Here is a 14,434-nt window from a genome sequence, read left to right as displayed (position 1 = left end):
GGGTCAGGCCTTGATGATCATTGCGTCGCGGTCCAGTCCGCGCAGAATTTCGTTCGCGGTCAGGCCGCGTTGGCGGGGGGCATCCCATGGATGGCCGTGCGCCACAAGGTCGTATGCGCCGTTGTTCCCGACCAGTGTGATCGGGGCAAGTCGGGGGTGTGCGCAGCCTTTGGCGCAGCCGGAGATGTGCAGCCCTTTGGGTGCATTCGGAGCGAGGGCGCGGGCCAGTGCGCGGGTGTCCACGGTGGCCGACGCGCACGCGGGCTTGCCGGGGCACGCGTGGGTGTGCAGCAGGGAGTCGTTTTCGTTGGTGACAAAGTCGGTGGCAGGTGTCGCGGTTGCGCCGTCGAGGAGGAAGACCCGCCAGGGGGTGGTGCGCAGTGCGGTGGCGTTTGTGCGGTGCATCAGGTCGACAAGGGCTTTGGCCGCGATGCTGCCAAAAGGCGCGCCATAGGCTTGCTTTCCGGGCAGGGGGCCGGGGTGCAGTGCGGTGCCGGGCGGGCGGGGCGCAGTTGTCGCCCAGCCTTGGGGCAGGGTGTTTGCCGTGAGTGCGGCGACCATGCGTCGGGCTGTGCCCCTGTGATCGCCGAACCAGCGGGCCATGTCGATCAGCGCGCTTATGGCGGTGTCTGTGGTCACTGGTCGGCCTTTGGCGGCGCCGTCAGCGCGCAGAATCAATGTTTCCTCGCCCCGTTCGAAGCGGAAATCGGCGGACGTTTCGCCAAGGATCGGGGCTGTGCCCGTGTCGATGGCCAGACCCATTTTGGCGGGCAGTTCGGGCATGTCATCAAGCCGGGCGCAAATGGCCTCGTGCAGGCGGTGCGTGAAGTCGCCGTCTTGCCAGAGCGGGGTGGTGACGATGTTGCGCCGCGCCTCGGCCTCGGGCGTGGGGTCGAGCAGGTCGAGGGCCAGGAGCGCGTCGAGGACGGCTTGGTGATCGCGCTCTGCGATGCCCCGCAATTGCAGGTTCGCGCGGCTGGTGAGGTCGATGATGCCGTTGCCGTAGCGTTGGGAAATGTCGCACATCCCAAGCACTTGCGCGCGGGTGAGACGTGCCAGACGGGGCCGTATGCGCAGGATCATCCCGTCGCCGGACATCATCGGGCGGTGCGCGCCGGGACACCAGCCTTTGACGGTCATTGCGCGGCCTCAAGGGCAGCGCGGATGGAGTTGCGGCGCGTTTCCCACAGGCCCGCAGCATCAAGGGCCGCAAACTGGTCCTGCATGGCCTGATATGCGCCTGGGTTGGCCTCTTGCAGGAAGGTGGCCACCGCCGGGTCGCCCAATGTGGCATCGTGGTAAAGATCAAAAAGGTGCGGTTTGACCACGCCGGCCAGATGGGCAAACGCGGCCATGTGGTCGAGGGTGGCGGCGATCTCTGCAGCGCCGCGGAACCCGTGGCGCATCATGCCCGCCAGCCAGCCCGGTTGGGTCGCGCGGCCCTGGACGACGCGGGCAATCTCTTCGGGCAGGGCGCGGGCGCGGGGCGCGTTTGGGTTGGTGCTGTCGAGGTGATAGAGGGCCGCGTTGCCCCCCGTGATGGCCTGGGCGGCGGCAAATCCGGCCTCGTGGGCGGCGTAATCAGACGCGAGCAGGACATCGGTTTCGGGCAGGTCTTGCAGGTGGACAAAGCTGTCGGCGGCGGCGACGCGGGCGCGTAGCCCGTCCTCGTCCTTGACTGCGTCCGTGCCGTCCAAAGCGTAGCTGCTGGCGCGGAGCCAGGCGGCCCCTGCAGCGGCGCGACTTTCGTCGGTGAAGGTTTCCAGATCGGCACCCATGCCAAGACCGAACGACCCCGGGGCCGGGCCATAGACGCGCGTGGCCTGCGCCTTGCCTGCATAGGGGTTCCAGTCGGGGGCCTCGTCGCGTGCCGACAAGGCGCGGATGGCTTGACCAAAGAGGGCCGAGAGGGTGGGGAACACATCGCGGAAGAGGCCCGAGACCCGCAAGGTCACGTCGATGCGGGGGCGGTCGAGGTCGGCGATGGGCAGGACTTCGATGCCGGAAACACGTTCTGACCCTTGATCCCAGACGGGGCGGACGCCCAAAAGGTGCAGGGCCATGGCAAATTCCTCGCCCGCCGTGCGCATGGTGGCGGACCCCCACAGATCGACGATGAGGCCACGGGGCCAATCGCCTTCGTCTTGCAGGTGGCGGCGCACCAGTTCCTCGGCCAGTTTGACGCCTTGGGCATAGGCGGCGCGGGTAGGGACAGAGCGGGGATCGGTGGTGAACAGGTTGCGGCCCGTGGGCAGCACGTCGGTGCGTCCGCGATAAGGCGAGCCGGAGGGTCCGCCCGCGATGCGCTTGCCGTCCAGAGCCGCCAGCAAAGACGATTGTTCATTGCCGAACGAGGCCGCATCCCCGTAAGGCGCACTTATGTGTGCGCCATTGGTGACGCCAGAGCCGCGGCCCCAGATATGCAAGCCATCGCCATATTGGCTTTCCTTGATGTCACAGACAAAGCGGTCGATGCGGGTGATGGCCTCGGCCGTCGAAGACGCCCGATCAAGGCCCAGATCGTCCTCGACCCCGAGCGCCTGCGCCTCGGCGCGGATGTCGTCTTGCAAACGGTCGCGGCGTTTGGGGTCAAGCCCGTCCGCGTTGGAAAATTCGTCCAGCAGGTTTTCCAGATGCACCAAGCGGTCAGGTGTGGCGCTGGCCTTCATGGGCGGTGGCAGATGGCCGAGGGTCATGGCCCCGATGCGCCGTTTGGCCTGTGCCGCCTCGCCGGGGTCATTGACGATAAAGGGGTAGATGACGGGCAGGGTGCCCACGAGCGCTTCGGGCCAGCAGGCGTTTGACAGAGCCACGGATTTGCCGGGCAGCCATTCGAGTGTTCCATGCGCGCCGATATGGATCAGTGCGTCAGCTTGGGATTGGAGCCAAAGGTAGAAGGCCACGTAAGCGTGGCGCGGTGTGCGGGCCAGATCGTGGTAGTCGTCGTCGCGGGTCGTCGGCGTGCCGCGTTCAGGCTGAAGGGTCACAAGCGCATTGCCGCGCTGGACCGCCGGAAACTTGAAATACCCCTCTGGAGCCTCGTCAGCCGGGTCACCCCATGCTGCCGCCAGGTCGTTTTGGAGTGATTGCGGCAAGGTGGCGAGTGCCGCGCGGTAGTCGTCCAGCGGCCAGTCGATGGTTTGAGTGCCGAGCGCCGTTTCCAGCGATGCGGTGTCGGGGCCGGTAGTATGTCCGGCTTTGCCCAGATCCTCAAGGATCGCCTCCGCCGAGGCCAGCGCGTCCAGGCCCACGGCGTGGGCCATGTTCCAGTCCTTGCCGGGATAGGTGCTGAGCACCAAAGCGGGGTGGCGCCGGTCCGCGGATCGCGCGGCCAGATCGACCCAGGCTTTGACCTTGTCGGCCACCGCTTGAACCCGTTCCGCATCGGCCTTGTGGGCATAGCGGGCGAATTGAAGGTCGGGGTCTTTGGCCTGCGGCTCTTTGAAAGAAGTTACGCCCGCAAAAAGCCGTCCGTCGACTTCCGGCAGGACCACGTGCATGGCGAGGTCGGCCGGCGACAGGCCCCGTTCGGCCCCGGCCCACATGTCGCGGGTCGCGGTGGAGAGGGCCACCTGGAACACCGGCACATCGCCCGCATCCAGCGGGGAGGTGCCTTTGCTGCCCTTGCCGGAAAAAGCGGTGGCGTTGACGATGGCGCGGGGCTTGAGATGCGCGATCTGGCGGGCGAGCCAGCCTGCGGCATCGGGGGCTTTGAGCGAGGGGGCAAAGAGGCCCAGTGTGCGAAAGCCCCGTTGGTCGAGGGCGTGGTAGAGCGCCTCGACTGCCGAGAGGTCGGCTGCGGCGAGGTAGGCGCGGTAGAAGGTGATCAGGACAAGCGGGCGGTCGTCGGTGAGTGACAAAATCGGACAGGTCAGCCCATGCTGTGGTGTCCATCCCCCAACTGTTGGCAGGGATTTTGCGCCTTTGACAGGGCCCGCGTAAAGCCCTGAGGCCAGCGCCATTTGCGCCAGAGCCGCCTGGGCCGCGACGGCGCCGCCCGTGTCGCAGAGATGCGCAAGGCGGCGCAGGGTGCTGACCGGCAGGGTCGAGATGTCGTCGAGCCGCGTGTCCACCCGCCCGTCTGCGGGCAGGACGGCAAGCGCGATCCCCTTGGCTCGGCAAAGCGCCTCAACCTGTTGCAGCCCGTAGGACCAATAGGGCACGCCACCGATGAGGCGGACCAGGATGCCCTTGGCCCCTTCCAGCGTCTGTTCCACATAGGTGTCGACCGAAAGCGGGTGTTTGAGCCCCACCAGATTGGCCAACCGCACCGTGGGCAGTGTGCCATCCGCCCGGTGATAGGCTGCCGCGAAGGCCCCAAGGTCACTGTCGGAAAAGGACAGCACAACCAGATCTGCGGGCGTTTGCCCCAGATCGGTCGGCGTCTCGGTTTCCTCAAGCCCGTGGCTTTCGCGAAAGACGACATGCATGGCCGTTACCTGTTACTCCGCTGCGGTGGCAGCAGGTTGGACCAACGCATCGCGGATCGCTGTGGCGTTCACGTCGTCATGTTCGGCAATCACGACCAAACGGCCCTGGCGGTGTTCATTCGGACCCCAAGGGCGGTCGAATTGGTGCCGGACGCGGGCACCGACGGCTTGAACCAGCAGGCGCATCGGTTTGCCTTGGACAGCGGCGTAGCCTTTGACGCGCAGGATGTTTTGCGATTTCGCCATCGCCTCGATCCGGGCCACGAGATCGGTGGGGTCTGTGACCTCGGGGATGTCGATGATCACGCTTTCGAAGTCGTCATGTTCGTGGTCGTCGTGCCCGTCATGGTGGCTGGGGCGTGCGTCGATGTCATCCTCGGCCGCCGCCTCCAGGCCCAGCAGAACGCGGGGGTCCACGACCCCTTCGGCCACTTCGACGACTGGCAGCGGGCGGGGGGTTTCGGCGGCGATGATCGCCTTGGCCTTTGCCACACCTTCTGGGCCAGCAAGGTCGGGTTTGGTCAGCAAGATGATGTCGGCGCAGCTGATCTGATCCTCGAACACCTCAGAGAGGGGCGTTTCGTGGTCGATGCTCTCGTCCGCGATGCGCTGGGCATCCACGGCGGCCACGTCCGGGGCGAACCGGCCTGCGGCCACGGCCTCGGCATCGGCCAGTGCGATGACGCCGTCCACGGTGATCTTGCTGCGGATGTCGGGCCAGTCAAAGGCCTTGAGCAGGGGTTTGGGCAGGGCCAAACCGCTTGTTTCAATGAGGATATGTTCGGGCTGGGGGTCGAGGGCCATGAGCGCCTCGATCGTCGGGATGAAATCATCGGCCACGGTGCAGCAGATGCAGCCATTGGCCAATTCCATGATGTTTTCAGCAGGGCAATCGGGGATCGCGCAGGATTTCAAGATTTCGCCGTCCACGCCCACATCGCCAAACTCGTTCACAACGATGGCCAGACGCTTGCCCTGGGGGTTCTGCATCAGGTGGCGGACGAGCGTTGTTTTGCCCGAACCGAGGAAACCGGTGATGACGGTGACGGGGACTTTGTTGAGGTTGGCCATGATCAGAACTCCTGCGGGGGGATGCGGGCGATGCAGTTTTTGCGGAAATGTTCGGGGCGTTCGCGCCAGGGCACGATGCCGTCGGCGGTGGCGGCGTATTTGGTGATGCCGTCGACGACCATGTCGGCGTCGCGGTCCTCCATCAAGTTGCCATAGACATAGGTCCAGCGGCTTGCCCCGCCGCGCACGGCGACCGAGCAGCCGGAGGAGCAGTTGGACAGGCACTCGACGGCTTTCAGGGTCACGCCATCGGGCATGACGCATTCGGCCAGGGCGGCGTGCATCTTTTCACCGGGGCGCTGACCGCCCTCGGGCACGTCCGTTTCACGGCGGCATTTGACACAGACGAGAAGCTCGACCGGGGGCAGTTCGACAGGAGGCAGTTCGGCCATCATTTCATCCCAAAAGGGCGGGGCAAAATGGCGGGACGGCAGCGCCGTTGGACCCGACACCCGGAACACCCCGTCCGGTTTCAATCGTCTCGACGCTGGCAGGTCTCCCGGCTTGCGGATGTCAGAGGGTTGCTCTGTCGGTGGCCCCACCTTCCCGGCAATTGCCAGTGGCGCGGGGCACCTCTCCGGTCACGGTCGCGGGGGCGGCTGCGTTTGGGCCATGAGGCCCGCGGCATTCCCTTTTCACCCAAAGCGAACCTCGGGCACCAGCGCATCCGTAGTGCGCGGGGTCCGAAACAGAGTCAAGCGAGAACGAGATGGAGGCTGACCGCGGCTTGATTTATGTTGGTCCGAACCGCGTGAGGAGGATGACCCCATGCCGGACCGGATCATCGTGTGGGACTTTGACGGCGTTTTGAATGCGAATGTCGTTAACGGGCGCTTCATCTGGGCCGACCGGCTGGCGCAGGATTGGGGCATCGACACACAAGCCATGGTTGCGCACCTGTTTGATCCGGCCCGCATTGGCCAGATCATGCGGGGGCAGATGGATCTGGGTGACGCGCTGGCGCAGTGGTTTCACGCGGCAGGGCATCAGATCGATGTGGAGGCGTTCTTGGCCTATTGGTTTGCGCGCGATGCCCATCCTGATTTCGGCGTGATGACGCATTTGAACCGGCCCGAGGCCCGCCACGTGATAGGCACCAACAACGAGGCGCGGCGCGCAGATTATATTGAGCGTGAGATGGGATTTGGGGCGCGGGTCGAGCGCATCTTTGCCTCTGGCCGGTTGGGATGTGCCAAGCCGGACCCTGCCTATTTCGACCATATCGAGGCGTGGAGCGGGGCGGCGGCGGAGGCCCATGTGCTGATTGACGACACCGAACGCAATGTGGCGGCTGCGCTTGATCGTGGCTGGCACGGGTTTCATTTCACCGATGCCAACCGCTCAGGGCTGGGGGCGTTTCTGGATCAGTTGCCCTGAGTGTGCGATGCCCTCTGGCACATGGTTGAAATTAGTGGCACCAAACCCGCGACACATCCCGGAGGACGCCATGGACGACATCACCACCCGCCACAACGCCAAGATGAAAAAGATCAAGGCCGCCCGCGACAAGATGATGGCGACCAAGACCGAGGAAAAGGGCCTGATCATGGTTCATACGGGGCCGGGGAAGGGGAAATCCTCAAGCGGTTTCGGGATGATCATGCGGTGCATTTCGCATGGGATACCGTGCGCGGTGGTGCAGTTCATCAAGGGGAACTGGGCGACGGGGGAAAAGACGTTTCTGCGGGACCGTTTTTCTGAGGAGTGCCGGTTTTTCGTTTCTGGTGAGGGGTTTACGTGGGAAACGCAAGACCGGGAGCGCGATATCGCGGCGGCCCAGAACGGCTGGCGGATCGCCAAAGAGCAGATCCTGGACCCGGAGATACAGTTCGTGTTGCTGGACGAGATCAATATTGCCTTGCGCTACGACTATCTGGACATCGACGAGGTCGTCGATTTCCTGTTGGAGCAGAAGCCTGCGATGACCCATGTGGTTTTGACGGGGCGGAACGCAAAGCCCGAGTTGATCGAAGCGGCGGATTTGGTGACGGAGATGACCCTGGTCAAGCACCCGTTCAAGGATTTGGGGGTGAAGGCGCAGAGGGGGGTGGAGTTTTAAGTCAAGGATTCGATCGCTTCGCGGTTCTGTACCGCGAAAGCACGTCCTCTGGCCGACAAAGTCCAATCTGTTCCATAGATATATACTTGACTAGGAGTGGGACGCTGGCGTGTCGCAGTTCGCCAAATTGAAAGACGAGATCCTCGCTGTTTGACAGCGATCAAAATCCCTTCTGTTTCCAAGAATTCAAATATCGGGCGGACCTGCGCCAACTTCGTGGGCTTTAATTTTGATTTTCCTCGCTCCCTTTCTTTTCCAGTGACCATGCTGAGCGCCTCGTCAAACTCAGAGGCATATAGGAATCCGCCCAGCAGTAGCTGGGCAAATTGTGCGCCGTTCAAAATTAATGAGTCGTTGGACAATTCGTAAGCTTGTTCTTCGTCATCACTAATTAGAAAATTCATTGAGTTCGGATCGAAGTCCATGAACCGCAATTTGACTCGCAGAGGCGCCAAACTTTCGAAGCTGAGATTTTTTTCTAAGCCCGCGACCGGAGACACGGATGCGGTTGTGTGTTCTCCACGAACCCATCCTTTAGACGGTTTTGCTGTCTTTAAGTGAGTTAAGCTATGAAGAACTTCCCCTCCAAGTGTCTCCGGGCTCTCCCAAAAACGTACAAGGCTGGAAGCCGACAATTTCTTTCTAAATGCGGCTAATTGCGCACGCCCTTTGTCGGCATGCTCGATATGCGCGCCTTTCAACTCATTGAATGGGTCTTTGTGCAGCAACCGGATCACCGGCTTCCCAATCTCCACCGCGTAATCATACTCCATTTCGGTATAGCTCAGCCCCGTCTCCGGGTGGATCGACCCATACCGGCCTGCCGAGATGATGATGTAGTAGTCCGATTGGTCTATCACCGTCTTGATGAACTCAAACTGCTCTTCATCCGCCGCAGGAAACAGTTCCATCCCCGCCGGAAAGCAATCCGCGCGCAAGAGTGCCTGAGACACCTCTTGCCGCGCCCCCTGCAAGTCCTGAAATGTTGATGAGATGAACACCTGGTATCGTTTTTCCATCTGGTTCAATCCCACAAACTAAATTACGCCCGAGCGTGCGAACTTTGGAAGTGATCCTGAACGGCGTCAAGGCGGGGTGATGAGCAAATCTTTGATGATCCAGGGCACCGGGTCCAATGTGGGGAAATCTATGTTGGTGGCGGGCCTGTGTCGGGCGGCTGTCAGGCGGGGCCTTTCTGTGGCGCCGTTCAAGCCGCAGAACATGTCCAACAATGCAGCCGTGACGTCCGATGGGGGCGAGATTGGGCGGGCGCAGGCGTTGCAGGCCATGGCCTGTGGGTTGGCCCCGCATACGGATATGAACCCCGTTCTGTTGAAGCCCGAGACGGATGTGGGTTCTCAGGTCGTCGTGCAGGGCAAGCGCGTTGCGACTGTGAAGGCCCGGGACTATGCGAAGATGAAGCCGGGGTTGATGGAGGCTGTTTTGGACAGCTTTAACCGGTTGAAATCGCAGCATGATCTGGTTCTGGTCGAGGGGGCTGGCAGTCCGGCGGAGGTGAACCTGCGCCCCGGCGACATTGCTAATATGGGCTTTGCCCGTGCTGCTGATTGCCCTGTGATCCTGGCGGGCGACATTGATCGGGGCGGTGTTATTGCGCAGATCGTGGGCACGCAGGCGGTGATTGATCCGGGCGATGCGGCGATGATCCAGGGGTTTCTCGTGAACCGGTTTCGGGGCGATCCGACTCTGTTTGACGATGGTTATGCCATGATTGAAGCCCAGACAGGGTGGCGCGGATTTGGCGTGATCCCGTGGTTTGGCGATGCCTGGAAACTGCCTGCCGAAGACGCGCTTGACATCAAGACGCCGGAGCGGGCGGGGGGCCTTCATGTTGTGTGCCTGAAGCTGTCGCGCATCTCGAACTTTGACGATCTGGACCCGTTGGCACAGGAACCCGGCGTGCGTTTGACCATGTTGCAGGCGGGCCAGCCTGTGCCTGCGGATGCGGATGTGGTGATCCTGCCCGGCAGCAAGTCGACGCGGGGCGATCTGGCCTTTTTGCGTGCCCAAGGGTGGGACGAGGATGTGCGGGCGCATTACCGGCGGGGTGGTCATGTGTTGGGCATTTGCGGGGGGTTGCAGATGCTGGGTCATTCCGTGGCTGATCCTGAGGGGATCGAGGGGCTACCGGGGACGGAAGCTGGGCTGAGCCTATTGGACCTTGAGACGGTGATGACCGGGGACAAGCGATTGACCGAAGTCAGCGCGGTGCATGTGCCGACAGGCTGCGCGATTTCGGGCTATGAGATGCATAAGGGGCGCAGTGAGGGGCCGGATCGGTCGCGCCCTTTCGCACGGATTGATGGCGCGGATGAGGGCGCGATGAGTGCCGATGGCCGCATTGCGGGCAGCTATTTGCACGGGATGTTTCGCAGTGATGGTTTTCGCCGGGCCTGGCTTGCGGGTTTTGGCGTGAGGGCGGCGGAGGCCACCTATGACCACACCGTGCAGGAAACGTTGGATGGTCTGGCCGACTGGTTGGAGGCGCATGTGGATGTGGATGGATTGCTGGCTGCGACGCGCTGATGGGACACGGTACTTTGATTTGAGTATTTTTGGAACAATGAAGCATTGGCCCCCCCTGCGTGATTGCAGTTGTGCGCCGCGTCGTTAGGGTACGTGCCTGAACCTGGAGGGATCGAATATGGGGCAGCGGACGGCAGTTATTGGTTTGGGGTCAATGGGCTATGGCATGGCGCAGTCCTGCCTGGCGGCGGGCCACGAGACCTATGGGTTTGATGTGGCCGACGCACCGATGGCGCGGTTCCGTACGGAAGGAGGTGTGCCGGGTGCTTTGGCCGATGTCGCGGGGCAGTTGGATGCGGCGATGGTTGTTGTGCTCAACGCGGCGCAGACCGAGAGTGTATTGTTCGGGGAGAATGGCATTGCGCCTCTGATGCGGAAGGGCGCGGTGGTTGTGGCCTGCGCCACTGTGCCACCCGCTTTTGCCAAGGAGATGGAAGCGCGCTGTTCTGCTTTGGGCGTGCATTACCTGGATGCGCCCATTTCCGGTGGGTCGATCAAGGCCGCTTCGGGACAGCTGTCGGTGATGGCGGCCGGTACGGCGGAGGCTTTTGCCGCCGCCCATCCGGTGCTGGAGGCGACGGCCGAGACGGTTTTTGAGCTGGGCGATACGGCCGGGCCGGGGTCGGCCATGAAGGCCGTGAACCAGCTCTTGGCCGGAGTGCATATCGCTGCGATGGCCGAGGCGCTGACCTTTGGGATGACCCAAGGCGTCACCCCTGAAAAATTTGTTGAGGTGATCAGCAAATGCGCCGGCTCAAGCTGGATGCTGGAGAACCGGGCGCCCCATATCGTGGCGGGCGATTATACGCCGCACAGTCAGGTGAATATCTGGCCGAAGGATCTGGGGATCGTATTGGACATTGCGAAATCCGCCAATTTCAGCGCGCCCATTACCGCCACCGCCTTGCAGCAGTTCATTGCCGCGGCGGGCATGGGGCTGGGGCACGAGGATGATGCGGCAGTGGCCAAGGTCTATGCCCGCAATGCGGGGCTGACCCTGCCGGGAGAGGGCGAGTGACCCGCTTTTCCGCCAACCTTGGGTTCTTATGGACCGATCGCGCGTTGCCCGATGCCATTCGGGCGGCCAAGGCGGCAGGGTTTGATGCGGTGGAATGCCATTGGCCCTATGATGTGTCTGCCGACGCCGTGCGCGCCGCGCTGGACGACACGGGCCTGCCGATGTTGGGCTTGAACACGCGGCGAGGCGATGTTGCGGCGGGTGAGAATGGCCTGTGCGCTTTGCCCGGGCGCGAGGCCGAGGCACGGGCGGCCATTGACGAGGCTCTGGACTATGCCCGGGTCGTCAAGGTCGGGGCGGTGCATGTGATGGCGGGCTTTGCCAGTGGTTCGGCGGCCCGTGAGACGTTTGTTGAGAACTTGCGCTATGCTTGCGGTGCAGCGGGGGATCGGACCATCTTGATTGAGCCGTTGAACCGGCATGATGCGCCCGGGTATTATTTGCAGACCACCGATCAGGCGGCGCAGATTATCGCGGAGGTCAATGCGCCGAACCTCAAGCTGATGTTTGACTGCTATCATGTGGGCCGGAATGAGGGTGATGTGATCACCCGTCTTGGAGCTTTGAAGACGCAGATCGGGCACATCCAATTTGCCTCTGTCCCGGAGCGGGCCGCGCCGGATCAGGGCGAGCTGAACTATGCGGCGATCTTTGCCGCCATTGACCAGATGGGATGGGACGCACCCTTGGGGGCGGAGTACAAGCCCGGCGGCGATACGGACGCCACGTTGGGCTGGATGCAGACGCTGGTCTGAACACGCCACTTTGTCGGGATTACAGGTTAGGGATGTCGCAAACGGCTCTAGACAGTCCTGTCCAAAGATTTGCAGAGTATTGGACAGAACTGTTTAGAGCCTGCGCACGGCCCACCGCCCGCGCATCTGTCGAGGGGAAAGACCATGAACACTCATTACCGCGTTGTTGTCATCGGGGGCGGCGTTGTGGGCACGTCCGTGCTTTATCATCTGGCGAAATTCGGCTGGAAAGACGTGTGTTTGATTGAACGGTCGGTTTTGACCGCAGGCTCGAGCTGGCACGCAGCGGGCGGCATTCACGCGCTGAATGCGGACCCCAACATTGCGGGATTGCAGGCCTATACCATCGACCTTTTGTCCGAAATCCAGGAAGAATCGGGCCAGGATATCGGCTTGCACATGACGGGTGGCATGACTTTGGCGGGCACGCCTGATCGTTGGGAATGGCTGCAATCGGCGTATCGCACGTTCCAATCTATCGGCATTGACGATGTGCGCCTGATCACGCCGGAAGAGGCGGGCGAGCTGTGCCCGATCATGTCCACCGATGGCATCCTGGGCGGCATGTGGGCTGACCGGGAAGGGTACGTGGACACAACCGGCACCGTCCATGCCTATGCCGGGGCTGCCAAGAAACACGGGGCGACCGTGATCGAGAACAATCGCGTTCTGGAGCTGAACCAGACGGCGGATGGCTGGCAGGTTGTGACCGAAAAGGGTACCATCACCTGCGAGCATGTGGTCAATGCGGCGGGCCTGTGGGCCAAGCAGGTGGGCCGCATGGCCGGCATCGAGCTGCCTGTGTCGCCGCTCAACCACCACTATCTGATTTCGGATACGATTCCTGAGTTGGAGAAGCTGGATTTCGAGGTGCCGATGACCGTCGACCTCGAAGGGTTCACCTATATGCGGCAGGACCAGAAGGGCATCCTGTTGGGCATCTACGAGGTCGATCACGAGCACTGGATGATGGACGGCGCGCCCTGGGAATACGGGTTCGAGCTGCAACAGGAAGACACCGACCGGATCGAACACGAGTTGACGCTGGGCTTTGAACGTTATCCGGCTTTGCAGCATGTGGGCGTCAAGACCTGGGTCAACGGGGCGTTCACCTTCTCGCCCGATGGCAATCCGCTGGTGGGGCCGGTGCGGGGCAAGAAAGGGTATTGGTGCGCTTGCGCAGTTATGGCGGGTTTCCTGCAGGGTGGCGGCGTCGGAAAATCCTTGGCCGAATGGATGATCCATGGAGAGCCTGAAGCGGATGTCTTTGGCATGGATGTGGCCCGTTATGGCGACTATGCGCAGAACAAGCGGTTCATCAAGGAAACGACCGGCCAATTCTATACCCGCCGCTTTGTGATGACCTACCCGAACGAGCAGTTGCCTGCCGGACGGCCCTTGAAAATGGCCCCTGCCTATTCGGATATGACGGCGGCAGGCGCGCGCTGGGGGGCCAGCTATGGCCTTGAGCTACCTTTGTATTTTGCACCCAATGAGGCGTTTGAGGAAAAGCCGACCCTGAAACGGTCGAATGCGTTCGAGGTTGTGGCGGACGAGTGCAAGGCGGTCCGCGAGGCTGTGGGCCTGTTGGACATCACCGCCTTTTCGCGCTTCGAGGTGTCGGGGCCGGGGGCCGAGGCGTGGTTGGACCGGGTGATGGCATCCAAGTTGCCGGCACCGGGCCGCGCCCGTCTGGCGCCGATGTTGTCGCCCACGGGCAAGATGCGCGGTGACCTGACCGTGTTCAACTGGGGCGACGGCACCTGGTGGATCATGGGCAGCTATTACCTGCGCGACTGGCACATGCGCTGGTTCCATGATCACATGTCCGACGCCGTTGATGTGCGAGACATTTCGGACGCTGTGGTGGGGTTCAGCCTGTCGGGGCCAAACAGTCGCAAGGTTATGGAAAAGCTGACGGATCAGCCTGTGGGCGACCTGCCCTTTATGGGCTGTGCGCCGTTTGATCTGGGCCTGATCCGCGCCAAAGTCGGCCGTTTGTCAGTCGCGGGTGAGTTGGGGTACGAGATCCATTGCGCCGCTTCCGAGCATATCGGGCTGCGCAAGATGCTGCTGGAGGCGGGGGCCGATCTGAGCATTCGCGAGGTGGGGTTCAACGCGCTTCTCAGCCTGCGGCTGGAAAAAAGTTTTGGCATTTGGAGTGCAGAGTTCACCCAAGGGTATACGGCGGCGCAGACGGGCATGGACCGTTGGATCGATTGGACCAAGGGCGATTTTGTGGGCCGCGAGGCGGCGCTGGCCGAGCGGGACGGCAATGGGCCTGCGCAGATCGTTGTCCCGCTTGAGATTGACGCGGCGGATGCCGATGCCAGTGGATACGAACCCGTATGGCAGGACGGCCGCAAGGTCGGCTTTGTGACCTCGGGCGGCTATGGCCACACGGTGGGCAAGTCGCTTGCTATGGCCATGGTGGACGTCGATGTGGCGGGCGAGGGGACTGACCTGCAGGTGCATATCGTGGGGGTCGAGCGGCCCGCAAAGGTCATCGCGCCGTCGCCCTATGATCCCACTGGCGCCGCGATGCGAGGCTGAG

11 protein-coding genes and 1 riboswitch are annotated in these 14,434 nt (G+C 62.5%); of the genes, 6 read left to right on the top strand and 5 right to left on the bottom strand.

Going from position 1 to position 14,434, the window contains the following annotated elements:
- Positions 1–3: 3 nt before the first annotated feature.
- From cobG to Q1A44_RS10920, 4 genes are all read right to left on the bottom strand, one after another.
- On the bottom strand, positions 4–1,140 hold the full coding sequence (gene cobG, locus Q1A44_RS10935; RefSeq protein ID WP_299624408.1) for a precorrin-3B synthase: 1,137 nt from the start codon (positions 1,138–1,140) through the stop codon (positions 4–6).
- Positions 1,137–4,430 carry a cobaltochelatase subunit CobN gene (gene cobN / locus Q1A44_RS10930; RefSeq protein ID WP_299624404.1) on the bottom strand — a complete coding sequence of 1,098 codons (3,294 nt, stop codon included), beginning with the start codon at positions 4,428–4,430 and terminating at the stop codon, positions 1,137–1,139. The genes cobG and cobN overlap by 4 nt, the downstream gene beginning before the upstream one ends.
- Positions 4,431–4,442: 12 nt before the next feature.
- Positions 4,443–5,501 (bottom strand): cobalamin biosynthesis protein CobW, encoded by a 1,059-nt coding sequence (cobW, locus tag Q1A44_RS10925; RefSeq protein ID WP_299624401.1) that lies wholly within the window; start codon positions 5,499–5,501, stop codon positions 4,443–4,445.
- A 2-nt stretch (positions 5,502–5,503) separates the two neighbouring features.
- The gene (locus Q1A44_RS10920; RefSeq protein ID WP_366942603.1) at positions 5,504–5,977 is read right to left on the bottom strand and encodes a DUF1636 domain-containing protein; all 474 of its coding nucleotides are present in this window, start codon (positions 5,975–5,977) and stop codon (positions 5,504–5,506) included.
- Positions 5,973–6,179: riboswitch (cobalamin riboswitch) on the bottom strand. (Overlaps the previous gene by 5 nt.)
- A 90-nt stretch (positions 6,180–6,269) precedes the next feature.
- Between Q1A44_RS10920 and Q1A44_RS10915 the strand changes: the two genes are divergently transcribed.
- Positions 6,270–6,878 (top strand): HAD family hydrolase, encoded by a 609-nt coding sequence (locus Q1A44_RS10915; RefSeq protein ID WP_299624398.1) that lies wholly within the window; start codon positions 6,270–6,272, stop codon positions 6,876–6,878.
- Positions 6,879–6,948: 70 nt separating this feature from the next.
- A complete protein-coding gene (gene cobO, locus Q1A44_RS10910; RefSeq protein WP_299624395.1) occupies positions 6,949–7,560 on the top strand; it encodes a cob(I)yrinic acid a,c-diamide adenosyltransferase in 612 nt (203 codons plus the stop codon).
- Here cobO and Q1A44_RS10905 read toward each other — a convergent pair.
- Positions 7,557–8,579 (bottom strand): DUF4062 domain-containing protein, encoded by a 1,023-nt coding sequence (locus Q1A44_RS10905; protein ID WP_299624391.1) that lies wholly within the window; start codon positions 8,577–8,579, stop codon positions 7,557–7,559. The two genes, cobO and Q1A44_RS10905, sit on opposite strands and share 4 nt — an antisense overlap.
- Before the next feature lie 79 nt (positions 8,580–8,658).
- On the opposite strand from Q1A44_RS10905, the gene Q1A44_RS10900 reads away from it, so the two are divergent.
- The 4 genes from Q1A44_RS10900 to Q1A44_RS10885 all read left to right on the top strand — a co-directional run bounded on the left by Q1A44_RS10900 (position 8,659) and on the right by Q1A44_RS10885 (position 14,433).
- Positions 8,659–10,107, top strand: a complete 1,449-nt coding sequence (locus Q1A44_RS10900) for a cobyric acid synthase (protein ID WP_299624388.1) — start codon at positions 8,659–8,661, stop codon at positions 10,105–10,107.
- Between the two features lie 118 nt (positions 10,108–10,225).
- On the top strand, positions 10,226–11,125 hold the full coding sequence (ltnD, locus tag Q1A44_RS10895) for an L-threonate dehydrogenase (RefSeq protein ID WP_299624385.1): 900 nt from the start codon (positions 10,226–10,228) through the stop codon (positions 11,123–11,125).
- Positions 11,122–11,880 (top strand): TIM barrel protein, encoded by a 759-nt coding sequence (locus Q1A44_RS10890; RefSeq protein ID WP_299624382.1) that lies wholly within the window; start codon positions 11,122–11,124, stop codon positions 11,878–11,880. The genes ltnD and Q1A44_RS10890 overlap by 4 nt, the downstream gene beginning before the upstream one ends.
- Before the next feature lie 144 nt (positions 11,881–12,024).
- On the top strand, positions 12,025–14,433 hold the full coding sequence (locus Q1A44_RS10885; protein WP_299624379.1) for an FAD-dependent oxidoreductase: 2,409 nt from the start codon (positions 12,025–12,027) through the stop codon (positions 14,431–14,433).
- The last annotated feature ends 1 nt before the right edge of the window (position 14,434 follow it).

This window comes from uncultured Tateyamaria sp., assembly GCF_947503705.1.
Lineage (GTDB): Bacteria > Pseudomonadota > Alphaproteobacteria > Rhodobacterales > Rhodobacteraceae > Tateyamaria.
This window is presented reverse-complemented; position numbering and strand designations above follow the sequence as displayed.